The sequence below is a fragment of the Ruegeria sp. BF12 genome, assembly GCF_056538705.1.
In genome coordinates this window covers 128,097-151,326 of the sequence record NZ_JBQFTP010000007.1, presented here as the reverse complement: position 1 = coordinate 151,326, position 23,230 = coordinate 128,097, and the positions used below count along the sequence as shown (strand labels likewise).

Genomic DNA, 23,230 nt, shown 5'->3' with positions numbered 1-23,230 from the left:
GCAATAGGTCTGCTTTTTGTTTAACAGAGTGTAGGGCGCTTCCACGTAGCTGTTCGGACTAATGGGCTCCGGATAATTGGATAAGGTTCGAGCACCCCGGTGGGCAGGGTGCCCGGGGTTGGCGGGGTCAGGAGAAAAGACCCAGCCTTTCGCCCCCCGCCACATCGGCGAACCGGTTGAGATTCGGGAACAGAGTGTCCAGCGCCGATGGCTGAACGCCAAACCAAAGGGACAGGTCAGTGTAAAGCTGGTCGGTTGAAGTTGTCGGGATCAGCACCCCATCGCCCACATCCAGCGCGTTGTCACTGGCCAAGCCCAGCTCCGGGTAGTCGCCCAGAATCTGCCCGCCTTTGACAGAATTGCCCATCACCAACGTATTTCCGCCCCAGCCATGGTCTGTGCCATTGCCGTTCGACGTTAAGGTCCGGCCGAAATCGGATCCGGTGAACGTCACGACGCGATCCGCAAGCCCCATGTCATCCAGTGTTGCCTGGAAAGTCCCGAGCGCTTCGGACAACACGCGCAGCATCCGGGCGTGGTTGACCAGCAGTTCGTCATGGTGATCCCAGCCGATGTAGCGCACAAAGAACGTCTGCTGCTCGTGTCCCAACCGGTCAGAGGCGGCAATCGTCTTGGCGACCATGCGCAATTGCTGGGCCAGATCAGACGATGGGAATGATCGCGGGATTTTGATGCCGCGGGTAGCGGATTTGAACGTCTCGTGCTTGGCCTGGGCGTCGCGCGTCAGGTGCAGATAGGTTTCGCGAAAGGGATCGCCGGTATGTTCAGCAATCATCATCTGGTTGAAACTGTCCAGCAGCAGATCGTTCAGTGGGCTTCTTTCGTCTTTGACATAAAGCCCAACGCTGCCCTTGTCGGTGATCGCATAAGGCAGGTCGATCTTGCCGTTCTGGGCAATGTTGTTCCCAGCCAAAGAGATGTTCATCCCGATCTCGTGTGCGGATTTCGATGGCTGTAGATCATCTGCAAAAAACCCGAACCAGCCATCGTTAACGCGCAGGTCAGGGCGTGACGTTTGCCAATGCTTGAACTGGTCCGCATGGCTAAGCAGCCCAAGGGGCAGGGCCGCGGAACCGTCATAGAACTGCTCTTTTCGGACCCGCTCGACGAGTGGGCCAACATTGGCGACGAAGGACAGGCGCTTTTGATTGAACAGGTCTGCCACCTCTGGCATCGATGGGTGCAGGCCAAAGCTGCGGCCAAGCCGGTCCTTGGGGGTATCCAGGTTCAGCAGTTCTTTTCGGGACAGTGACAGATTGGCTCGAGTTTCCGTATATTGCCCGTGGGCGATCTTGTCGTTCGGCACCAGCATGTTGAAGCTGTCGTTGCCGCCGTCCAGCATTACGAACACCAGCGCCTTGCGAGCGGGCTTGATCATGCCGCCACCGACTTGCGCCAGCCCGGGCAATGCCGCTCCCATCATCGCGCCTGTTGCGGCAACACCTGTCGAAGCCAGAAACTGACGGCGGGTAATGGATTTGGTCAGCATGGGCTTAGGCCTCCTGCACAGTGAATTCAGGGGAAACGGCGATCATGAAGGCGATGGTCTGCACCACCCATTCGGGATTGTCGGCATATTGCACATAGGCCTGCTTGATCCGCTTGCGCGCCGCCGCATTTGCCTGCCCGGTCAACAGAACCGAGATCCGGTCGATCAACTCATCATGGCGGCCACGGTTCCGGGCGATCTTGATCTCTTCACTCAGATCGAAGCGCAGCGCGTTTTTGGTGTTGGCCCTGAGCGTATCGCTATCCATCTCCATCACCATCATCTGCTCGGACCCGGACCCGATCTGGTTGGAGACCAGAGGCAGATAGCCGCCAAAAAACCAGTAGTAGATGGTGTTCACATAAGCGACTGAGGTTGCGGCGGTATGAAGCTCAAATTCGGGCGCGCGCAGGCCCATTTTCTGAAGGGCACCGTGCGGGGTGAAATCGGGTTTGTAGAAGTTAAACACCGTGGGTGCCGACAGGGGATGCATCTGCAATGCGTCCTGAATGTCATCCCCCAGCAACCACAGCTTGCCGCTTTGGTTATGAGCACCAAACGCCAGCAAGACCTGCGTCACCCGATGCAGGGGTGATTTCAGCTTTTGGGACTGCACGATCTTGGCCGACGTCTTGTAGGCCGACGGCAAGCGCTTGGAGGCGACTTCGTTGGTCAGCGGGTAGGTTAGGATCGTGCGCACCGCATTCTTCAGGTCGCCAGTTGGGCCGAATGCACGGGATACGGCCTCGACATAAGCGGGTGAAGGGTTCGAGGTGACCAGCCGGTTGATCAGGTGGGTCGCGATGAACGGTGCGGTCGTCGGGTGGGCCACCAGTTGACTGACGGTCGAGCGGATCTCTTTCGGGCCGGTCTGGTTGCCGGGCAGGGTCAGGCGGCCATTCAACAGAGATTTGGCGCCGCGGTCGTGATAGGCCTCTTCCACGATCATCGGTTTGGTTGCGTCGATGAAGGGCACCGTCTTATAAGCTTCTTCGATCCCGTCATCGAATTGAACGGGATAACCGTTATAGCTGCTTTCCCAGAACGAGGTGTTCCATTCGTATTCATAGGCCGCAGGCAGCAACCCGGTGAAAACGCGGGCCAGTTCCTTGATGTCACGGTTGTCATAGGTCGGGATTGGATCTCCGCTGGCGCCCAGTTTCTCGGTGCCATCGGCGTTCAGTTCGAACAGGCCAATCGAAAACAGCTGCATGATCTCACGCGCAAAGTTTTCATCGGGATGGATGTTCTTGGCCTTGTTGGCCTTCTGATTGGTCATATGCGACAGGTAGATGCCCATCATCGGGTGCATCGACACATCGTGCAGTAGGTCCGCGTAGCTGCCGAATGCGTGTTTGTAGAGCAGGTCGTAGTAGTTCGCCATCCCGATGGCATCCAGCTCTAGCGATGAGGCGTCCGAGATGACCAGGATCTCGGACAGTGCCTGCGCAACCCTTTGGCGCAACAGGTCGTCGCGTTGGGTCAGCGTGTGGTTCCACCAGGCCATGTGGAAATACCACTTGTAGGGGAGGGCGGGGTTGTTGCCGTCGCCGTTGATCGCCCACTCACCATGGGCGCGTTTCAGGCGTTTTCGGAAGCTCTTCCATATCTTGCGCGTGGACATTTCGAAGGGACCATTTTTCCCGATCGGGGCGTTCAACTGATCTTCCAGCCAGCGTTCAACGCCGATCTTGCTGACCTGCTGAAGAAGGTCCTGATCCGCGCCCAGCGTGGCTTGCATCAAAAAACGGCTGGTTTCTTCATGTGATGTTTTCATGGTGGATAGCGGTCCTTCAAAACTGAAGTCGATGGCTGAGGCAGCATTAAACTGTCAATAAAGACAGAAAAAATTTTGACCGTGGTCTTTCAACCCGAAACTTCGAGATAGGCCAAAAAAGCCCCGTTTCCGGGGCAGTCGGGGTCAAAACTTTGGGTAGCTTTAGTTGGCGTAGTTCATCTTCAGCCCAACCGAGGCGTTGTTGCCATCGTAGTCGATTGCCGCGTCCTCGAAGACTGGCACGGACCTGACGCCAGCGCCTTTGGAGTAGGCCCACCCTTCCTGAGGAACCGGGCCTTTCATCTCGAATTGCCCGTCGTCGTTTTGATCATGATGGATCATGATCGCAAGCTGCCCTGGTTTCTGGTTTTTTAGAGTTCCCGAAATCGAGCTTCCGGAGGCGGGGATTTTCGCGTAGCCCACGATTTTAGCCATCTGGCTTTGGTCAAATGCAGTCTTGTCGTCAAATGCCAGAACATGAATGACGCCCCCGCGCCCGGCATCGACACCGGAAATGTCTACCTGAATGTCTCCGGCCACGGCCTGAGATGCAGCGAGTGCCATAAGGCCAGCGATGAATGCAGTTTTGGTCATTGGGTTCCTCCCGAACAGTTAACCGACATAAATTCCGAACAGACGCCATGCCAGATCCTGCACAACGTAAAGCAGGCCAAAGGCAAACCACATGATCGTAATGACGTAGAAAAGGGGTGGGTTTTCCCGGCTGTCGATGGTCTCGATCAGGAAGGCTTGGCCGGTCATGAAAGATGAGATGGCCCACCACATGAACAATAGACCCCAAATCGAATAGACCTGAAACCAGGTTGCCAAAAGCAAAACAACGACGATGACCCAGGAAAGGGGATGGGATTGCAGGTATTTCATTCTGTAGTCTCTTTTCTTTGGGCACATTGCCCGTGTTGGGACATGTCCGCCTAGCGTGGTGCTGGCGCGGAGCGTTCTGGGTGCCTCTGGGCAGTCAGCTTGCCGATTGGGAGTGTCGGCAACTGCCAGGCGGCCGCAGTTGCTTTGGTCGCCCGACGGCGATAGGTTTTTGTGTCTGCTGCTCAGTCGCGGATCGCCACCAGTTCGTCAAACTGCGCCTTGTCCAGTCGATAGAACATCAGAGCTACGACTGAGGCCAAGTAGACGACCAAGCTTAGGCAGGCATAGTTCCACCCTAGCGAGCGTGTAACTTCGGCGGTCAGGTTGGATTGATCCGGGACCTCCGGAAAGCCGACAAAGGCAAGAAACAGTCCGGACACCGCCAGCCCGCCCGCGGTTCCGGCCTTGAGCACGAACGTTATGACAGAGGTGATGATCCCTTCGTTCTGATATCCGTTTGTCTTGATGCCCAGTTCGACAACATCTGCGGTCATGGACGTCAGCAAGGATGAGGTCCAGACAATCAGGACGATTTGCAGGATGCCGTGGATGAACAGCAACCAGATCAGCAGTTCTGTGCCATTGGCGGGAAAGAACCCGATTTCACGCAGCATATATGGGGCGACGCCGACCACTGCCGACAGGATCGACAGGAAAATCGCGCTCGACTTTTTGTCGCCAAAGCGTGCTATCCCTTTCAGGGTGGCACCTGCGATCAAAGCTCCGATCAGATTGGCCACCAGGATCAGTGAGATCTGGTCGTTGTTCAACTCCCAGAAGAATGATGTCAGGTAGGTCCATAGGGCAGCCCCGATGCCTGCGCCCACGGCAAAGATGGCAGAGCTGATAAAGATCGCCCTAAGAGCAGGTAATTTGAACGCGGCAATAAACTGGCTGAAAAACCCCGAGGCGCTGTATGTCGCGTCATGAGAAATGTCGTGCATCCTGTCTTGCCACCGGCGGGTGCCAATTGCGGTGACAGCAATGGCAAGTGCGATGACGATGGCGCCAACCAGCCCGGCTTCCTGATAGCCTGACTGATTGAGGATTCCGTAAGGCATGGTGTCGGTCGGAACCAACCAGATCACATACATAGCGATCACCATGATCTGACCGGCGATCCATGTGACCGAGACCTTAAGGCCCGCCAACATGGTCCGGCCGTTGTAGTTTTTTGTCAGCTCCGGCACCATCGCGTTATGCGGTACGTCGAACAGCGTCATAGCGGTTCGCAAAAGGATCGTCGTGATCAGCAGAAACCAGAACTGTTGCGTTTGCGATGTCAGGAACTCGGGCGGGTTCCAGATAAACCAGAAGAGGAACGCGACCGGAATAATGGCCACATACATAAATGGGTGGCGCTTGCCTGCCCGCGAACGTGTGTTGTCCGAAAGGTATCCGACGACGGGGTCCGACACGGCATCGAACATCAAAGCGACAAAAAGAGCAAATCCTACGGTTTCAGCGGGAAGCCCGATCACCAGATTGTAGTAGATCAGCAGGAAAAAGCTAAGGCCGTTAGACAGGATGCCATTGGCTATGCCGCCCGCCCCGTAAAACAGTTGCATGCTGACCGGTGGGCTGTCAGTTCTGGTGCTCATTTATCTCCTCCGGATCTCATCGCAACAATCGGGTTAGTGAACGATCACTTCGAAATGATCACAAGGTTCATTTTTTGTCAAAGGTGAAAGGTAATTTTACCAGACAACTTTTTTGGTGAGCGGTAATGGCCATCGCTGAAAAAGCGTACAGCGGCGACCGTTCTTTGATTGAGGTGTGAAGCCCGACAGTCAGAACTGTCGGGCGCACGATCAGAAGTTGTGCGACAGGCTGACACGAACTGCGGTGCCGGAAACGTCCCGGATCTGCAGGCCGGCGTCAGGTTCGTTCACATCCCCAAGCGTGCCGTATGTGAAATCGACCAGAATGCGGGTCTGACCAATCGAGTGCACGGCGCCAAGTGTGATGCCCTGGCCGCCACCCTCGTAGTTAAACCCTTCAAAACCGCCTTCGGGCTGCGATCTGGATAGGATGCCGTAGAAGTACCATTTCGGGTTCAACAGGTATCCGACGCCAATTTGGTAATCGATTGAATCTTCGGCGAATTCCGCAAGCGGACCGCCAAGTGCCGGGGATTGCACTGCGACGTCATCCCAATTTCTCCAACGGATCGACCCGAAGGCACCCCAAGGACCCTTGATCGCACTTTGAACATTCAGCGCAACTGTCTGCGGAGTGGTCAGTTCTGTCGTTACGTCAGCAGGATCAAGAGGCTGGAGTTGTTCGACACCGTCCAGATCGTGATTGATTTCCGAGTAGTAGGTCAAGTCGGCGCGAAACGCGAGGGATGGGATCTCATATGCGGCACCGACAAGGAAGCCGGGGTTGAAATCCCCTTCGGAGTCCAGCGAATAGCTGAGAGAGGGGTTGATCAATGCACCGCTGAAGTCGTTCAGCTTTTCAAAGCGAATACCCGCATAGGCGCTGATGTTCTCATTGAACTTGTATCGCGCCATTAGGTTTACTTCGGTGCCGCGATACCGGACGTTGGTGCCTGCCGACGGTGCCCCCGTTCCGGTGGGGTAAAGCAGCTTGTAGTTGATCGAGTTGAAACCGCGGATTGCAAAAACCCACTTTTCACCGATGTCTTGTTTGTAGGCCAGAGACAGGCCGCTGATGCTGGGTGTGACGTCACCTGTCGGCTGCCCAAACTCGGTGCCTTCTGTTTTCGAATCCGCCCATCCCCCGGTGATTTCGACATACCGGCCTTGTTCAAACAGGAACCTTGTTTCCGACGGGAACCCCTCGATCCCTCCGGCTAGTACAGGGCCTGAAACCAGACCCGCACCCAATGCCAGCGTTGCAAATTTTTTCATACTTCCCTCCCTTTTCCCCGGTGTCAGTTCAGTTGTTTTGTCCGGGGGGACTGCATTGACCTCGGCGCATTCGGGCCGTTTGTCAGTTGATGACGCCACGAACGGCGTGTGTTTGAACGGCCAGCTAAAAACATGCGTTCCATTGGCAGTGTTTTTGGCTTGTCGAGCTGCGTGCTGTGCATTAGGGAGACGCGCAGAATGAGGCCGTCGCAATCACATGCGAAAACGGATTGAAGATTTCCGGTTGCGTCGCTTTCTGCGCCTGTGGAGTGGGCAGTTGGAAGCAGGCAATACGAAATGGGTCGGCAAGAATGCCGATTGCGCGATTTTTCATTGTCCCTGTAAGTTCTGCAGCCCAGTCGCAGGCCGATATTCTTTTGTTAACGTGGTGCGAGTGCTACCGGTCTGACACCTCCTCGTCATTTGGTTGAGCTTGCTGAGTGATTTTCCCAATCAATGTCGGCGCGCTCCTCCTTAAACAGCGCCGCGCGTCGGAAAAATTTCCTGCATGATTCCTGCCAAAGATCCGGACGTATCCAGGATTGGTCATAGGTCTGTCCCTGTTGCTTGCCTTATCGCTGGCATAACTGTCTTTTATGACAATATTTTTGTTGCACACAATTTGCACTTTTTCAATACATTTGTATTGTACGGATGCATTGAAATTTTCTTTCGCGGCAAACGTTGTATTTTCAATGCTTTGATCTAGGTCCCGCCAATGCTGTGAAGCCCCTCACATCTTGGTGGAAAATACGTTATTAAAGGCCGATGATGCCAAATTTGACAGAGAATCGCGCCAAGCAGCGCGACAAGAACCGAGAACAGAAACGGCGCGCGCTTGCAGAGAGCGCGATTACGACGATCGCGCAGGCTGGGTATGCCAACACAACTCTGCGGGATATCGCGGCTTCGACCGGCGTGTCGCTGGGAAAGATCCAGTACTATTTCCCCGAGAAAGAAGGATTGCTGTTGTATTGCATTGACTTGTCGGTCAATCGCTTCATCGGCCAACTAACCGAGATCGTTGATGCCAAGCTGAGCCCGCGCGAAGCACGCGGAGCTTATGTCGAACTGTTTGCTCATTCGATTATCAATTACGCGCATTTGCATCGGCTGTGGTACGACATTCGCAACCAGGCCATGTTTGATAGCCAGCTCAGGCACCGGGTCGCAGATGTCGAAGCCAAGTTCGTTTCCGTTTGTGACGAACTGGGAAGGAAATTCGCCCTCAACGATGTGCGCGGTCTAGAGATTTATTTGATGCTGGATGGGGCTTATCGCTATTTCCTCCAGCAATCTATTGCTGGTCTGCCTGTTACCGTTGACGACATCGCGCACAGTGTTGAGCGTCTTATCGGCTACCTGACCGGCAGCCAGGAGGCTGGCGCACAGGACTCTGCCCCCAAGAGAGGGGCCTTTTCCAAGTAGTTTGTCAAAACGGACGGCTTGTTAACCGAAGTCTGGCCACAGGTATGGAAAATCGCAGGTTCCATACCTCTAGCCAGTACATATATGAAGTAAATTGTCATAAGAGAAAATAAACGAACTGGGAGACGATAATGGCTTTCGTAAAACTGACTGCGATGACCGCCGGCGCAGCTGCGGGCGTAATTCTGGCCACAACTGCAGTATGGGCAGATGACGTGGCCCGGGCCCAATCTCTGGTTGAAAGCTTTTACACCAGCCTGATTGATGAGAAATATGAAGTAGCGATTGATATGTTTCAACCCAATGCCAAAGCGACAAGCGTTTACAACTTTGGAAAGGCATACCCGGAAGAAACGATCACCTACAGTCCCAGGGACCTGAAGCAGTATATCGAAGCCGAGATTCCCGTGGAATATCAGCAGTATTTTGAGGGTTACAAGGAAACCGCTCAGTCCTTTGAAATTCTGGGGGCTCAAAGGGTAGGTGAGGACGTAACCGTAACTGGTCGCCTGACCACTGACTATGAAATAAGCGGTTACAAGGGAAAGATTTTCCAGAACGACACCTTTAAAGTGACGTTCCCATCCGAAGGCAACCCGGCCTTCAGCAGTTACCACGGCGTAACGACGTATAAGTAACGCACACGAATCCGTCTGGCGGGAAAAGGTCGGCTCTCGGGCTTAATCCTGCCAGCGGTATTCTTGGTAGTCGGCTGAACCGAAGGGCGATTTCAGTCCACGCGGATAAGCAGTTTCCCGGTATTTTCACCGCGATAGAGCATCGCAATCGCGTCTCGGGCGGCTTCTGCCCCTTCCAGGACATGTTCGTTGGCGGACAGTTTGCCAGACCGGACCCAATCAGCAAGCTGGGCAATAGCCTCGGGAAAGCGCGCTTGATAGTCAAAAGCGATGAAGCCTTGCATTCGCGCTCGGGCCACCAGTAGCTGGCGATGAACGCGCGGACCCAAAGGGATCGGATCCCAATCGCCCAACGCTGCAGTGCCACAGATTGCGATATGCGCGCCATGCGCCAGATGTGTCATCACCGCATCCGAGATCGGGCCGCAGGTATTGTCGAAATAGCAGTTCACGCCATCGGGGCAGGCAGTGCGAATTGCCTCGGCAACGTCCTCCTCCTTGTAGTTGATGGTCTCGTCGTAGCTGAACTTGTTCGTGCAAAGGGCCATCTTTTCGGCGCTGGAGGTAATGCCAACCGTCCGGCATCTCTTGATTTTGGCAATTTGCCCAACCGCAGAGCCAACCGCCCCAGCCGCTGTGGAAACAACGACGGTATCGCCTTCCTTGGCGGCGCACACTTCAAGAAGGCCAAAATACGCCGTCACACCGTTCAAACCCAGAATGCCCAAAGACATGGATGGTGACAGGTCCGTTTCGGTCACTTTGCGATCGACATTTGATCCATCCGAAATCGCGTAGCGGCTCCATCCGAGCATTCCAGACACAAGGTCGCCTTCTGCAAATTCAGCGTTCCGGGATGCAACGACCTCGCCTACGGCAAACCCGCGCATTGCAGCTCCGATCTCGACGGGTGGGAGGTAATTGGGCGCATCATTGGCCCAGCCCCGCTGTGCCGGATCAGCCGACCAATAGGACGTTTTGACCAGTATACATCCATCCAGCAAATCGGGAACCGGGCTTTCTTGGACCGTGAAATGCTTGGCTTGCGGTATACCTTTCGGGCGGCTCGACAGGATCACACTGCGGTTGGTCAGGTTCGAGGTCATTGTCGTTTCTCCCAAAGGACATGCCGGGTGCTGCTGGTTTTCACCAAAGTGATAGAGCGAGCAGGTTCCGGCGTCCATCTTGCAGAAAGCAGGTTCAGTTGTTTTCGGGATTTCCACTTGATTTGGGGTCTTTGTAACGATTCAGATCCAGCACGCCTGCTTGGATGGGGGCTTGCTGCAAGAACATCGCTGTCACCTGATCGCTTGTTTCCCAAAACTCGGGGCCAGTGCGGCGCAGACCGTAAGTTGCGACAAAATCCACCCACTCTTCCTGCGAACGCACGGATTTCATGGCTGCAACAAATGAGGCCAATTGATCTTGCCGGGTTCTAAAAAAGAAATTCGGATAGCTTCCGATCACACCCGGTAGAATTGTCAGCACGTCGGCTTGTGGATTGCGCCGGTCTTTTTCGTCGAACAGGAACGCCACATTATAATGTGCTTTGTCATGCAGCAGCGAATACAGCGCTGTGGGCCCGTCGTCCATTTCGACTAAAAGCAAAGAAACATCCGGCAGATACCTGACCCAGTCGCCGGTTTGATTTGCCAGCGCGCGCAGGTTTGTATTGATGCCCGCGTCATTAGTCGAACAGTCTGAACCGGTACACCTGTTGATCGAATCCTCGATGGCCCAAAGACTGTTTCCACGGTTTAGCAGCTCCAGAAGAAACTCTTGCTTGGGCGTGTCCGTTGCAAAATTGATGCCCGTTGGGAAACTGTCATCGACGCGCCGTCGGTGCCAATAGGTGTGCAATTCAGCCAGCGCTCCCTCATACCAGGTTTCATGCATCCTTTGCCTAGCGCCTCTGGGCATGAAGTTCAGAAACGTGTCCTCGCTCTCCATACGTAGTTCATCCATGTACAACCGCGTCGAAAGCTGATGCTCGACACGCCCGAACACATCGTAACCCGCCACCAGATCGTAGTAGATGCGCTCGAATACTGGAAAATCGATAACCCAGGCGGTTTCGGGAATGCCGCCGAGGAATCCGGTCATGGCAGAAGCATTGTCGAAGTGACGGAAGACGGTAATCAGCGCTTGGTGGTTGGTGTCATCCCCATCCCAGATCGCGTCATATCCAAACCCGGTTAAATGGGCCGGGCTATTGCGATACCGGTCATCCCGAAACTCCAGGTACTTAACCTGGTTTTCGTGCGACAGCCCCTGCAGGTCACCCAACGCCCGGCCATCAAGGTCGGCTACGGGTAGTTCGAGGAAGGCCGCTCCGTCCGCTAAAAAACTTGGATCGGTAATGGACAGGTCGGCATCTGGATCCAGGAAACTGACCCAGAACCTGTCTTCGATCACGTCAACTGCGGTTTCGCCATGGCAAACGGGTCCACGGATGAAGCTGCGTACAAAAAACAGCGCGTCGTCCAGTAGAAACTGATAACGGCTGCGGGCAGGTATTTGTGCAAATGTGCTGAACGGGTTACCGCCTTCTGCCTCTCCATAGGACGGCAGTGCTGACACCGACCAAGGGGGATCGAGGAACAACTGCTGGTATCGAGCCATCCGGTCCAGCCCGAACTTATAAACCAGATGATCTTTGTGCACGATTGTCTCATTGATCGGTTCCAACCGATAAAAAAATAAACCGGAGCCGGGGTCATCGAACGGGCGGCGTGTCGCGATGATTTCGATCTCTGAACCGGGCGCAGTTGTCGAACGAACAAGTTGGAAGAACAGCCTTGGATCGCCAGTCGGAAAGTGAAGCCGGGCGAGAAACAGGTGTTCGAATACATACCTGCTCATCAACTGGTTTCTTGGGTCGGGATGGTTCAGAAACGCTTCCCATTCAGCAATTTGAACCTGAATGTCCTCAGGTATTTCCAGTGATGAAGACGGCATTGGGGCACCACTACGCGCCCATGACATTAGCGTTTGATATTCGTCGTGGCCCAACGGGGAAGTCGCATAGGGCATTCCAGCCAGAGGATGTGCATTGCGAAATGCATCAAACTCTTGTGCTGTCGGGCAAACCAAAGGACGATCAATATCAAGACCAAGTTCTGCTGGAACAGGCGCGTTGGCCTGCAATTGAGATTGCCTGCCGAGTTCAAGATAGCGTTCCAGCACGGTTCCTGCGTTGTCGGGTTGATCGGAAGACTGCACGACAGGAAAGAACCCTAATTTCCGCCACTCCAGAACTGTCTGTGCGTCGATTCCAAGTCGTGTAGGCTGTGCATCTGTCAACCGCTCGGTATGATAAATGGCCTCTTTACTGGCGCCACGTAGTATCCCGGCAGGAGACGTAAGCTTCAATTGGCAGGGTGCGTCATAACAACTGTGGCACACAACGCATCTGCGGTTGAGGATCGTTTGGACATCGTTCCAGTCACCGCCCTGGGACGAATGCGCATCGGTGGCCGTGCCTTCATTTGGTGGGGTTGAGTTTGATTGAGCGCCCGCCAGTTCGACAGAAAAAAACATAATTGCTGCCGCCAAGGCATGGATAAGGAAATGTCTGTACCGTCTTGCTCGCAGCATCGATGCCTCTCCATCTGAATGGATTAACTGCGCGAACCTGCGCGCAAATCGTGAAGTCCTTAATTTGTTACATTACTGTTTTTTCTGCGACTTGTCGTTCTTTCCGATATCTTCGGTTTAGACGTTGCAGAGGTTGTTTGACGCAGTTTCATATGCGGTATGGAAGATGTATTCAGGGTCCACACTACCCTATAGAGCATTGAACTCGGGAATTCCGGTTATGGACATGTCATGGATTGATAAATTCAAAGGGCTAAGCCAGTTGCCCTCTGACATCCGCGATGAGTTGGAAAAAGGCAGCCAGGTCGTCAGTGTTCCGGCAGGTACGCAAGTGTTTGCGCCCGGTCAAACGGCAGACAACCTGCTTTTGTTGCTGGAAGGTACGATCCGCGTGCAGCAGAAATCGGATACCGGGCGAGAAGTCTTTTTGTATCGCGTGCACGCGGGCGAAAGCTGCGTGCTGACCACGGCCTGTATGCTTGCTTTCGAAGACTACTCAGCCGATGGCATAGCCGAAACGGACGTGCGCGCGGTCGCTATTCCAAGATCGACATTTGATGAGCTTGTGGCAAAGTCACCGGTCTTTCGTGCTTTCGTCTTCACAGCCTATTCGCGGCGAATTTCCGACCTGTTTTCGTTGATTGATGACCTCGTGTTCCGCCGCATGGACGTCCGGCTTGCATCGCGCCTGCTGGAGCTTTCCGATGAGGACAATATTGTACGTGCAACCCACGCTGTGCTCGGTACCGAACTCGGTACGGCAAGAGAGGTGGTTTCCCGAACCCTGTCCGAATTCCACCGTCGGGGTTGGATCGAACAGTCACGTGGTGAAGTTCATCTGACTGATCGCGCCGGGCTTGAACAACTCGTCAGGTCGTCCGGCGTGCACCTCTGATTTGCAAAAAAAACGCAAGTTTGGTGACCATGTCACCAAAGGTTCGGAAACGGTTATGCCAATAAAGCTCCATCAAATCGTGATGGAGTGAAACGTGACGACCAATATGGGGAAATTCGACCGGGCAGCGCGTATTGCCGCTGCAGGGGTTCTGCTGTTTGTGGCCTTCGGTACGACGCTGACGGGATCTGCTGTTGTGTTCTGGGGCGCACTGATCGTCGCGGCCATTTTTCTCGTTACTGCACTGGTGGGCAATTGCCCGATCTATAGTGTCATTGGCCTGAAAACCTGCAGGAAGTGCGGATGACCGGGACAGAGTTCACCCCCTTCGCTTCGCTGGCTGGCGGTATCCTGATCGGTGTCGCCTCGACCTTGCTGATGCTTGTTCTGGGTCGCGTGATGGGCGCCACTGGCATTTTGGCCGGGTTGATCCAACCCGCGTCCGGTCAAGAATTTGGCTGGCGTGCAGCGCTTGTCGCAGGGATGGTTTCGGGTCCTGCTGTCACTTGGCTGACTACTGGTGATATGCCCGCGGTCGACGTGCCCGTTTCAACTGCTGCCCTGCTGATCGGAGGCCTGATCGTCGGTGTCGGTGTGACCTTCGGCGCGGGCTGCACCTCGGGTCACGGCGTGTGCGGAATGGCCCGGCTCAGCCCTCGATCCATCATCGCAACTCTGACCTTTATGGCCTTTACCTTCGCCACTGTTTTTGTGGTTCGACATGTGATCGGAGCCTGATCCATGAAACTGATAATCACCTATCTGAACGGCTTGATCTTTGGTGTCGGAATTTCTGTGTCTGGCATGATCAACCCTGCTAAGGTTCTGAACTTCTTTGATCTTGCCGGAACGTGGGACCCGTCCCTTATCTTTGTAATGGGTGGAGCACTGGTCACAACGTTCGTCGGCTACAAGCTGGTGTTTGGGCGCGCGGCACCTGTTTTTGCGACCAGCTTCAGCCTGCCCACCTCGCGCGACATAGACTCAAAACTTGTCGGCGGTGCCGCGCTGTTCGGCATCGGGTGGGGACTGTCCGGGTTCTGCCCCGGAGGCGCAATACCCGCGCTCGGAACCGGAAACTGGCAGGTGTTTGCCTTCCTGGCGTCCCTGATCGTGGGGATATTCCTGGCCAAATTTATTCAATCTGTAGCGGCGAACCGCGCCCGGGCCACGACCTGACCGATCACCGGAGGAGAAACTCGACATGACTGACTATCCCGTCAATCTCGGCACAAAGCCAATCGTTCAGGCCTTTTTTGACGAGGCCACCAACACCATCAGTTACATCGTTAAAGACCCGACATCATTGGCCTGCGCGATTGTCGATAGCGTTATGGATATCGATTACTCGGCGGGTCGGATCACTTACAATCACGCGGACGAACTGATCCGGCAGATTCAGGATCAGGGTCTGAAGCTTGAGTGGATCATCGAAACTCATGTCCACGCGGACCATCTGTCGGCCGCGCCCTACATTCAGGAAAAGCTGGGCGGCAAGATAGGTATCGGTTCAAATATTCTGGTGGTGCAGGACACCTTCGGCAAAGTCTTCAATGAAGGCACCGAGTTCCAGCGGGACGGATCGCAATTCGATGCCCTGTTCGAAGATGGCGACTCCTACACGGTCGGCAACATGCAGGCGTTTGCCATGTATACGCCGGGTCATACCCCGGCCTGCATGGTGCATGTTATGGGCGATGCGGCTTTCGTCGGCGATACGTTGTTCATGCCTGATGGTGGGTCGGCCCGGGCCGACTTCCCCGGTGGCGACGCCGGAGTTCTGTACGACTCGATTCAAAAAGTTCTCGCCCTGCCGGATGAGACCCGCCTGTTCATGTGTCATGACTACGGACCAAACGGTCGCGACATTGCATGGGAAACCACCGTGGCTGAGGAAAGGGCTTCAAATATTCACGTCGGCGGCGGCAAGACGAAAGAAGAGTTCGTCAAATTCCGGACCGAGCGTGACGCGATATTGGACATGCCCAAGCTCATCATTCCATCGCTGCAGGTCAATATGCGCGCCGGAGAGGTGCCAACCGATGGCGATGGAAACCCGATGCTCAAGGTTCCCGTGAACAGCCTTTGAACGGTGGGGGAAGAGAGATGGAACTCAGAAAAATAACACCGCAATTCACGGCGAGCCCGCAAATCTCAATCGCAGATGTTGCAGTTGCCGCCGCCGACGGATACCGCGCCATCCTTTGTAATAGGCCCGATGGTGAGGCCGCCGATCAGCCTTCGTTCGAAGAGATCGAGGCGGCCGCCAAGGCAGCCGGGATCGAGGCCCGCTACGCTCCTATCCAAAGTGGCATGGTGCGGGATGAGGATGTGGCAGCCTTCGGTGCGGCTTTGCAGGATCTGCCCAAGCCGGTGCTGGCCTACTGCCGCACCGGTACCCGGTCGGTCACTTTATGGTCTTTCAACGAGGCACCAACACGCCCTATGGCCGAAATTCTGGCGGCAACCGGTGCTGCGGGCTACGACATGAACGGTGTTGCGCGTCGCATTGCCAATGGTGGAAAAACGCCCACCGATACCGGTGATGCGCATTTCGACGTGGTCATCGTCGGAGGGGGCGCGGGCGGAATTTCGGTCGCTGCAAGCCTACAATCTCGCAAATCCGACCTGAACATCGCGGTCATCGATCCGGCTGACATACACTACTATCAACCCGGCTGGACGATGGTCGGCGGCGGCATCTTTGACGCCCAAACAACTGCACGTACAATGGGCAGCCTGATCCCCAAAGGGGTGCACTGGTTGAAGTCCGCAGTGGCGGCGTTTGAGCCGGGAAATAACGCGGTGATCCTGGATGGATGCCGGGTGGTGAAATATGACCGGCTTGTTGTGTGCCCGGGCCTCAAACTGGATTGGGGTGGTATCAAAGGGCTGGAAGAGACTCTGGGCCGCAATGGCGTCACCTCGAACTACCGTTACGACCTCGCGCCTTACACCTGGCAATTGGTGCAGCAGCTGCGAGGCGGCCGGGCGGTTTTCACGCAACCTCCGATGCCGATCAAGTGCGCTGGCGCGCCTCAAAAGGCGATGTATCTGTCGGGCGACGCGTGGTTCCGCAGCGGCGTTCTCAAGGATATCGATATCCAATTCATGAATGCCGGTGGCGTGTTGTTCGGGGTCAAGGATTACGTCCCGGCGTTGGAAAGCTATGTGCAGAAATACGGGGCAACACTGAATTTCTTCCACAATCTTGTTTCGGTTGATGGTCCTGCCAAAACGGCGCGGTTCGAGGTGAGAAAGCCGGACGCTGATCCGGAATTCGTCGACATCGAGTTTGACATGATCCATGTCTGTCCGCCTCAGACGGCACCGGACTTTATTCGCGTGTCGCCACTGGCAGACACAGCGGGATGGGTCGACGTGGATCAGGCGACGTTGCGCCATAAAGCTTACGACAATATCTGGTCGCTTGGCGATGTAATGAATGCCCCGAATGCCAAAACGGCGGCGGCCGCGCGCAAACAGGCGCCCACAGTGGCAGACAACATTGTGGCCGACATCGACGGGCGTTCCGCCGTGGCGCAGTATGACGGCTATGGGTCCTGTCCCTTGACCGTCGAGCGCGGCAAGATCGTGTTGGCAGAGTTCGGCTATGGTGGTGCTCTCAAACCCAGCTTTCCGTCCTTTCTGATCGACGGCACCAAACCGTCGCGAACGGCGTGGTTCCTGAAAGAGAGGCTGCTGCCTCCGATCTACTGGAAGGCGATGCTGCGCGGCAAGGAGTGGCTGGCAAAGCCCGAAAAGCTGAAGGTGGCTGCGGACAAGTCATGAAGGCTGCCTTGAATGCGCACAGGGGCGCGGCTGTGCGCCGCTATATCCCCATTCTTGATTGGGGACGCTCCTACACTCGGGCGGCGCTGTCGAACGACCTGATCGCGGCAGTGATCGTGACGATCATGCTGATCCCGCAATCGCTGGCTTATGCGCTTTTGGCAGGATTGCCGCCCGAAGCGGGCCTTTATGCGTCGATTGTGCCGATATTGCTGTATTCCATCTTTGGAACAAGCCGATCTTTGGCGGTCGGTCCGGTGGCGGTGGTGTCACTTTTGACCGCGTCTGCCATCGGGCAGGTGGCCGAACAGGGAACGGCCGGCTATGCGGTTGCCGCGTTGACCCTGGCCTTTTTGTCAGGCGGGTTTCTTGTGCTCATGGGCATATTGCGCTTGGGAATGCTCGCGAATTTCCTCAGCCATCCCGTGATTGCGGGATTCATCACAGCCTCTGGGATCCTTATCGCGACCAGTCAGTTAAAGCACATCCTTGGCATCAGCGCCCATGGGCACACCTTGCCTGAAATGCTAGCGGACATCGTTTCCCACCTGCCTCAGATCAACTGGTTTACCTTCGCGATCGGAGTGTCTGCCACGGCTTTTCTGTTTTGGGGGCGAACCTTTTTGAAGCCGACGTTGAGAAAATTGCAAACACCCCCGTTGCTTGCCGATATCCTCACCAAGGCGGGGCCGGTTGCTGCCGTCGTCGCGACCACAATCTCCGTTTGGGCGTTTGATCTTGCCGACAAGGGCGTCAAGATCGTCGGAGCGGTTCCCCAAAGCCTACCGCCCCTGACGATGCCGGGGCTTTCCATGGACCTGTTGAGCGCATTAATGGTTCCGGCCATTCTGATCTCGGTCATAGGATTTGTCGAAAGCGTGTCCGTGGCGCAAACTTTGGCGGCAAAGAAACGCCAGAGGATAAACCCGGATCAGGAGTTGATCGGCCTAGGTGCCGCCAATCTGGGCGCCGCCTTCACCGGAGGGTATCCGGTCACGGGGGGCTTTGCGCGCTCTGTAGTCAACTTCGACGCTGGAGCCGAAACGCCCGCTGCGGGCGCGTTCACCGCCCTAGGTTTGGCTATCGCGGCCCTGGCCTTGACGCCGCTGGTGTTCTACCTGCCCAACGCGACGCTTGCGGCGACAATCATTGTTGCGGTCCTTGGTCTGGTTGATCTGTCGATCCTGAGAAAGACATGGAACTACTCGCGCGCTGATTTTGCGGCGGTGACGGCGACCATTTTGCTGACTCTTGGAATGGGGGTCGAAGTGGGGGTCGCATCGGGCGTGGCGCTTTCTATCCTGCTACATCTTTACAAGACATCCCGACCACATGTGGCCGAGGTGGGACTGGTGCCGGACACTCAACATTTTAGGAACATCCACCGGCATCAGGTTCTGACGGACCCGACAGTCGTGACTCTGCGCGTCGATGAGAGCCTGTATTTTGTGAACGCTCGGTTTCTCGAGGATCTGGTCCAAAATCGCGTAACTGAAGGCAGCGACGTGCGCGAAGTCGTTCTTATGTTCTCAGCTGTGAATGAGGTGGACTATTCCGCACTGGAAAGTCTTGAGGCCATCAATCTCCGGCTCGTTGAAATGGGCGTTGGCCTGCACTTGTCAGAGGTGAAGGGTCCTGTGATGGACAGGTTGAGGCGGTCGCATTTCATTGATCAGTTGAACGGGCGAGTTTTCCTGTCGCAATACGACGCCTGGATCAGTCTGGTACCATCACCCTCGCCGCATATTGCGGCATAGATTTCAGCTGCGCGCTCCAGCCGATACGGCATTCCAATCCAGACCGAACTTCTGAAGGTATTTGCGCAGGCGATCCGCATCGTTCTGGGTTGACCTCTTTTCCCGCGACACGGCGAACAATGACCGACCTGCCGCACTGAGGCTTGGGGCGGTTTGGCACGTTCGAATAACCTTCGCGAGTTGAACCATGTCAAAGGGATCAATATCGCTGGCGGCAGATCCCAGATGATCTTTCACCAGCAGGAAGTCCTTGTCCGAAGATGCCGACTGCCAATTCGATTGAAGAGCCGCGATTTCTTCGTCAATCATCGCGCGTGTGATCCGCCCCCTCGGTGCTAGGGTGCACAAGCGTTTCACCAGACCGCTGAAATCGCGAAAGTTCCCGGGCCAGAGCGTTGTCGGGCTGGTCGCGAACTGCAGAAATCTTTCGCGTGCGTCGATGTTGAAGCCGACCTGTGTGCCTAGCACCCGCTCGGACCTTGCCAGTTCAAACAGAAGATTGGCTTCGATATCCTCGCGACGATCACGCAAGGCGGGCAAACGAAACTGCCACATGCTCAGACGGGCCAGCAGGTCTAGGCGAAATTGCCCCTCGGCCGCCAAAGTTTGAAGGTCACGGTTCGCCCCGGCTATGATCTGGAAGCGGCTGGTGGTCTCATGGTCTGACCCAAGCGGGTAGAACCGCCCGGTTTCAATCGCATGTAGCAGCAAAGACTGTTCGGACCAGCCAAGTTCGTCCACCTCATCCAGAAACAAGACGCCGCCGTCGGCTTCACGTAGCAGGCCACTGCGTTCGGTTCCGGCCTGACCCAAATAGCTGCGTCTTTGGCCAAACAATGAGGCGAGCGCATCCGGGCCGTTCAAAGTGGCGCAATTGACATGGACCAGACGGCCTTTAACACGGCGCCTGTCCAGTTTGAGGTTGTAAATCCTTGCGGCCAGCTCGGTCTTACCGGTGCCGGTTTCGCCCAACAACAGGATCGGCTCGTCCGAGTTGCTGGCCACCAGTTCGATCCGATCAATCAGCGCATTGTACTGCGGATTTCGAGTTTGGATGCCGCCTTTCAACTGATCGCTGTACTCGCGCGACAACTGGTCAAACCGTTGTTGCAACGCGTTGTAGCGGCTCAGATCCAGGTCGATGATATCGAATTTGGGCGTACTGTCGTCTGGTCCCGGCGGGCCGGTCTGGATCAGGCGCGCGGGGACATGGCGGCTTTCGGTCAGCAGGAACCAGCAGATTTGCGCCACATGCGTTCCTGTCGTGAGGTGGACGTGGTACTGCTCGCGCTCTTCATCAAAACCGTAACCACGGGCAAAGTCGAACAGCTTGCCGTAGACTTCCTGAAAGTCCCACGGGTCGTCCAAGTCCATACGATGCAGCAGAACTTCGGTTTCGGGCGATGCCTCGGTAATCTCGTTTTTGACCTGATGAGCGAGGCGGTTGAACTTGTGGGCATACAGAAGCTCCAACCGGTGCACGTCAAAATGGTCGTGCGTCGTCAGGCTTAGCGTCGGTTTCCAACGCCGTTTCTTGCCCATGTCCAACTGGGTGCCGAGGAATCCGATAACGATGTTTTTCACTGTGTATAACTGTTTATAAATTACGATACTGTTGTATCGTATGATGGGCGTGCACAAAACTCAATAACGAGAATTCCATATTTAAAACATTGGCTTATGCGAAATTTAGATTTCCCTCGGTATAAACCCTTAGCCATGCCAAAAAGTCCTCATACAAAATGAGGACAAGACAATGGCGAACAAATCCGTGTTTGCATCGATCAAAGGCCGCTTGCTGCCAAAGGCAACTGCCGAGAACACGCACGGGGCGCCGGCCTACGCTTATTCCGATGCCCATGCTCTGGCACAGGTCGCCGTGACCGGCACTTTTGGGGGTATGTTCTATCAGTCGCCACAGGAAGAGCTGGAATACGTTCTGGATGTGGCTGAGGCGGTCGAGCCGAAGTTTCTGGCACAGGCGGCAATCTATGCCCGTCAATGCGGGTACATGAAGGATATGCCCGCCGTGTTGCTGGCTATTCTGGCCCGGCGTGACCCGGTTCTGTTCCGCGCGGCGTTTGGCCGGGTGGTGGATAACGGCAAGATGCTGCGCACCTTTGTGCAAGTCATCCGGTCGGGTCAGACGGGGCGTAAGTCTCTGGGATCGGCACCGAAAGCGATGGTGCAGAACTGGTTGAACACCGCGTCTGACCGGGCGCTGCTGAACGCCAATATCGGGAACGATCCGTCATTGGCGGACGTGATAAAGATGGTGCACCCGAAACCGGCCTCGGCCGAGCGGGAGGCACTGTTTGCCTGGATCGTCGGGCGGCCGTGCAATCTGGCACGGCTGCCACAGGCCCTGCAGGATTGGATCGCGTTTCGCGAAACCGGGAAAGGCCAGGTGCCGGACGTACCGTTTCAGATGCTGACACAACTGGAACTGATGCCGCAGCACTGGGCGCGGATCGCGCGCAAGGGCTCGTGGCAGATGTTGCGGCAGAACCTGAACACGTTCCAGCGTCACGGCGTTTTTGAAGTGGCGAAGAATGTAGATCATGTTGCCGCACTGCTGCGAGATCCGAAGGCGATCGCCAAAGCACGCGCGTTTCCGTACCAGCTGATGGTGGCGGCGCAAAATGTGACGGCGGATATGCCGCGAGAGATCGTGGACGCGTTGCACGATGCGATGGAAATCGCGGCGCAGAACGTGCCGCAGGCCACGGGTCAGGTTGTCGTGTGCCCGGACGTTTCGGGTTCGATGACATGGGCCGTGACCGGGTATCGCCCGGGGGCGACCTCCGCTGTGCGGCACGTGGATGTGGCGGCGCTGGTCGCAGCGTCCTTCCAGCGCGTGAACCGCGGTTGTCAGGTTCTGCCGTTCGACTTCGATGTGCGTGATGTACGTCTGGAGCCGCGCGACACGATCCTGACCAACGCCGAGCGTTTGGCTGCGTTGGCTGGTGGTGGCACGAACTGTTCCGCTCCACTGGCATGGTTGAACAAACGCGGCCGCGCGCCGGATCTGGTGGTGTTCGTGTCCGATAACCAATCCTGGGTTGATGCTCGGAACGGCGGGCAGGGCACGGCGATGTTGAAAGAGTGGGAGGCTATCAAACGCCGCAACCCGAAGGCCAAACTGGTCTGCATCGACATCGCCCCGTACGGGACCACGCAGGCACAGACGTGTTCCGGCGTGTTGAATGTCGGCGGGTTCTCGGATGCGGTTTTTGACCAGATCGCGGCCTTCGCCGACGGTCGAACCGGCCCAGATCATTGGGTCGGTCAGATCGAGAAGATCGAAGTATGAAAACGGTTCAGGCGGAATGCCTGTGGGACTACAGCTTTGAACTCTGTCAGATGTCTCACACATGTTTTGTCCGCCTGACCCAACCAAACTGGAAACATAGAATACCCTTCGGAAATGTGTGGGTCGCGTCACGCCCTGGCGAGATCGCTATGTCGTCTAAAGGATCGCAAGACGCCGTCGCGGTAGTGAACTATGAGAGGAACACAAACTCGGCGAATGCCGGTGGAACTACATTATCAACAGGTCGCGGGTTCGAGTCCCGCCATCGCGCTCGGCGATGTAGCTCAGGTGGATAGAGCAGTTGGCCCTAATGTTTCACCAATCTTTTGTCGCCGGGACACAAACAACATCAGGCAGAATGCCGGTGGGACTACATCGCTGAATCCGATCCGCGCCCGTTAAAGGGCGCTGTCTCATCATTCCTTGTCTGCCTGACCCGAAACGAAAGGAACACCCCGGCGAATGCCGAAGGAACTACATGGCTCTCAAAACCGGGATAGGTCGAGTGGGTTCAACTCCCCTCCGTGCCGGCGCCCAGACGGCAAACGCATCTGCCCATTCAGATGCGGGGCGGACCTCCCAATTGTTTCTTCACCCTTTGTCGCCGGGGCCGTTTAAACCCGCAGGGCGAATGCCCGCAGACCTACAGGTAGACGCACCCGAGAGGGTGGCGTGGGTAACCATGTCGTGCTGGTTCAAGTCTAGCCCGGAGCGATCCGGTGGCGGAAAAAATGGTTTGCGAACACCTTGTCGCCCGATCAG

General features: G+C 55.8%; 19 protein-coding genes. 10 read left to right on the top strand and 9 right to left on the bottom strand.

Annotated features, from left to right (window positions below; all coding sequences use genetic code 11):
* Positions 1-127: 127 nt before the first annotated feature.
* The 6 genes from ACR0J0_RS13080 to ACR0J0_RS13055 form a co-directional block, all read right to left on the bottom strand.
* A complete protein-coding gene (locus tag ACR0J0_RS13080) occupies positions 128-1,510 on the bottom strand; it encodes a DUF1501 domain-containing protein (protein ID WP_480664576.1) in 1,383 nt (460 codons plus the stop codon).
* A 4-nt stretch (positions 1,511-1,514) separates the two neighbouring features.
* Complete coding sequence (locus ACR0J0_RS13075; protein WP_480664575.1) at positions 1,515-3,287, bottom strand: DUF1800 family protein; 1,773 nt, start codon at positions 3,285-3,287, stop codon at positions 1,515-1,517.
* A 162-nt stretch (positions 3,288-3,449) separates the two neighbouring features.
* Positions 3,450-3,881, bottom strand: a complete 432-nt coding sequence (locus tag ACR0J0_RS13070; protein ID WP_480664574.1) for a DUF2141 domain-containing protein — start codon at positions 3,879-3,881, stop codon at positions 3,450-3,452.
* An 18-nt stretch (positions 3,882-3,899) separates the two neighbouring features.
* Positions 3,900-4,172 (bottom strand): hypothetical protein, encoded by a 273-nt coding sequence (locus ACR0J0_RS13065; protein ID WP_480664573.1) that lies wholly within the window; start codon positions 4,170-4,172, stop codon positions 3,900-3,902.
* Positions 4,173-4,354: 182 nt separating this feature from the next.
* Positions 4,355-5,773, bottom strand: a complete 1,419-nt coding sequence (locus ACR0J0_RS13060) for an MFS transporter (RefSeq protein ID WP_480664572.1) — start codon at positions 5,771-5,773, stop codon at positions 4,355-4,357.
* Positions 5,774-5,983: 210 nt separating this feature from the next.
* Entirely contained in the window at positions 5,984-7,048 is a 1,065-nt protein-coding gene (locus ACR0J0_RS13055) for a hypothetical protein (protein ID WP_480664571.1), read from the bottom strand.
* A gap of 780 nt (positions 7,049-7,828) precedes the next feature.
* On the opposite strand from ACR0J0_RS13055, the gene ACR0J0_RS13050 reads away from it, so the two are divergent.
* Positions 7,829-8,476, top strand: coding sequence for a TetR/AcrR family transcriptional regulator (locus ACR0J0_RS13050; protein ID WP_480664570.1), 648 nt, complete (start codon positions 7,829-7,831; stop codon positions 8,474-8,476).
* Positions 8,477-8,607: 131 nt separating this feature from the next.
* Positions 8,608-9,114: a hypothetical protein gene (locus tag ACR0J0_RS13045; protein WP_480664569.1), complete on the top strand. Its 507-nt coding sequence runs from the start codon at positions 8,608-8,610 to the stop codon at positions 9,112-9,114.
* A 92-nt stretch (positions 9,115-9,206) separates the two neighbouring features.
* On the opposite strand, the gene ACR0J0_RS13040 is transcribed toward ACR0J0_RS13045, so the two are convergent.
* Positions 9,207-10,220 carry an NADP-dependent oxidoreductase gene (locus tag ACR0J0_RS13040; protein WP_480664568.1) on the bottom strand — a complete coding sequence of 338 codons (1,014 nt, stop codon included), beginning with the start codon at positions 10,218-10,220 and terminating at the stop codon, positions 9,207-9,209.
* Between the two features lie 94 nt (positions 10,221-10,314).
* A complete protein-coding gene (locus ACR0J0_RS13035; RefSeq protein ID WP_480664567.1) occupies positions 10,315-12,654 on the bottom strand; it encodes a fatty acid cis/trans isomerase in 2,340 nt (779 codons plus the stop codon).
* A 277-nt stretch (positions 12,655-12,931) separates the two neighbouring features.
* Here ACR0J0_RS13035 and ACR0J0_RS13030 point away from each other — a divergent pair, with 277 nt between their 5' ends.
* The 7 genes from ACR0J0_RS13030 to ACR0J0_RS13000 all read left to right on the top strand — a co-directional run bounded on the left by ACR0J0_RS13030 (position 12,932) and on the right by ACR0J0_RS13000 (position 19,155).
* Positions 12,932-13,606: a Crp/Fnr family transcriptional regulator gene (locus ACR0J0_RS13030; RefSeq protein WP_480664566.1), complete on the top strand. Its 675-nt coding sequence runs from the start codon at positions 12,932-12,934 to the stop codon at positions 13,604-13,606.
* 94 nt (positions 13,607-13,700) lie between these two features.
* Positions 13,701-13,913: a YgaP family membrane protein gene (locus ACR0J0_RS13025; RefSeq protein ID WP_480664565.1), complete on the top strand. Its 213-nt coding sequence runs from the start codon at positions 13,701-13,703 to the stop codon at positions 13,911-13,913.
* A complete protein-coding gene (locus ACR0J0_RS13020) occupies positions 13,910-14,344 on the top strand; it encodes a YeeE/YedE family protein (RefSeq protein ID WP_480664564.1) in 435 nt (144 codons plus the stop codon). The genes ACR0J0_RS13025 and ACR0J0_RS13020 overlap by 4 nt, the downstream gene beginning before the upstream one ends.
* A 3-nt stretch (positions 14,345-14,347) precedes the next feature.
* Positions 14,348-14,785, top strand: a complete 438-nt coding sequence (locus ACR0J0_RS13015) for a DUF6691 family protein (protein WP_480664563.1) — start codon at positions 14,348-14,350, stop codon at positions 14,783-14,785.
* Positions 14,786-14,810: 25 nt separating this feature from the next.
* Entirely contained in the window at positions 14,811-15,695 is an 885-nt protein-coding gene (locus ACR0J0_RS13010; RefSeq protein WP_480664562.1) for an MBL fold metallo-hydrolase, read from the top strand.
* A 17-nt stretch (positions 15,696-15,712) separates the two neighbouring features.
* Entirely contained in the window at positions 15,713-17,398 is a 1,686-nt protein-coding gene (locus ACR0J0_RS13005; RefSeq protein ID WP_480664561.1) for a bifunctional protein tyrosine phosphatase family protein/NAD(P)/FAD-dependent oxidoreductase, read from the top strand.
* Positions 17,395-19,155 carry a SulP family inorganic anion transporter gene (locus ACR0J0_RS13000; protein ID WP_480664560.1) on the top strand — a complete coding sequence of 587 codons (1,761 nt, stop codon included), beginning with the start codon at positions 17,395-17,397 and terminating at the stop codon, positions 19,153-19,155. Before ACR0J0_RS13005 ends, ACR0J0_RS13000 begins: the two co-directional genes overlap by 4 nt.
* A 3-nt stretch (positions 19,156-19,158) precedes the next feature.
* On the opposite strand, the gene rtcR is transcribed toward ACR0J0_RS13000, so the two are convergent.
* On the bottom strand, positions 19,159-20,739 hold the full coding sequence (gene rtcR, locus ACR0J0_RS12995) for an RNA repair transcriptional activator RtcR (RefSeq protein WP_480664559.1): 1,581 nt from the start codon (positions 20,737-20,739) through the stop codon (positions 19,159-19,161).
* 172 nt (positions 20,740-20,911) lie between these two features.
* Here rtcR and ACR0J0_RS12990 point away from each other — a divergent pair, with 172 nt between their 5' ends.
* The gene (locus ACR0J0_RS12990; RefSeq protein WP_480664558.1) at positions 20,912-22,468 is read left to right on the top strand and encodes an RNA-binding protein; all 1,557 of its coding nucleotides are present in this window, start codon (positions 20,912-20,914) and stop codon (positions 22,466-22,468) included.
* Positions 22,469-23,230 lie beyond the last annotated feature (762 nt).

Bases quoted from the DNA above. Each gene is read 5' to 3' on its own strand.
- ACR0J0_RS13080 (WP_480664576.1), bottom strand. From the start codon at position 1,510: ATGCTGACCAAATCCATTACCCGCCGTCAGTTTCTGGCTTCGACAGGT.
- ACR0J0_RS13075 (WP_480664575.1), bottom strand. From the start codon at position 3,287: ATGAAAACATCACATGAAGAAACCAGCCGTTTTTTGATGCAAGCCACG.
- ACR0J0_RS13070 (WP_480664574.1), bottom strand. From the start codon at position 3,881: ATGACCAAAACTGCATTCATCGCTGGCCTTATGGCACTCGCTGCATCT.
- ACR0J0_RS13065 (WP_480664573.1), bottom strand. From the start codon at position 4,172: ATGAAATACCTGCAATCCCATCCCCTTTCCTGGGTCATCGTCGTTGTT.
- ACR0J0_RS13060 (WP_480664572.1), bottom strand. From the start codon at position 5,773: ATGAGCACCAGAACTGACAGCCCACCGGTCAGCATGCAACTGTTTTAC.
- ACR0J0_RS13055 (WP_480664571.1), bottom strand. From the start codon at position 7,048: ATGAAAAAATTTGCAACGCTGGCATTGGGTGCGGGTCTGGTTTCAGGC.
- ACR0J0_RS13045 (WP_480664569.1), top strand. From the start codon at position 8,608: ATGGCTTTCGTAAAACTGACTGCGATGACCGCCGGCGCAGCTGCGGGC.
- ACR0J0_RS13040 (WP_480664568.1), bottom strand. From the start codon at position 10,220: ATGACCTCGAACCTGACCAACCGCAGTGTGATCCTGTCGAGCCGCCCG.
- ACR0J0_RS13035 (WP_480664567.1), bottom strand. From the start codon at position 12,654: ATGTTTTTTTCTGTCGAACTGGCGGGCGCTCAATCAAACTCAACCCCA.
- ACR0J0_RS13030 (WP_480664566.1), top strand. From the start codon at position 12,932: ATGGACATGTCATGGATTGATAAATTCAAAGGGCTAAGCCAGTTGCCC.
- ACR0J0_RS13020 (WP_480664564.1), top strand. From the start codon at position 13,910: ATGACCGGGACAGAGTTCACCCCCTTCGCTTCGCTGGCTGGCGGTATC.
- ACR0J0_RS13015 (WP_480664563.1), top strand. From the start codon at position 14,348: ATGAAACTGATAATCACCTATCTGAACGGCTTGATCTTTGGTGTCGGA.
- ACR0J0_RS13010 (WP_480664562.1), top strand. From the start codon at position 14,811: ATGACTGACTATCCCGTCAATCTCGGCACAAAGCCAATCGTTCAGGCC.
- ACR0J0_RS13005 (WP_480664561.1), top strand. From the start codon at position 15,713: ATGGAACTCAGAAAAATAACACCGCAATTCACGGCGAGCCCGCAAATC.
- ACR0J0_RS13000 (WP_480664560.1), top strand. From the start codon at position 17,395: ATGAAGGCTGCCTTGAATGCGCACAGGGGCGCGGCTGTGCGCCGCTAT.
- ACR0J0_RS12990 (WP_480664558.1), top strand. From the start codon at position 20,912: ATGGCGAACAAATCCGTGTTTGCATCGATCAAAGGCCGCTTGCTGCCA.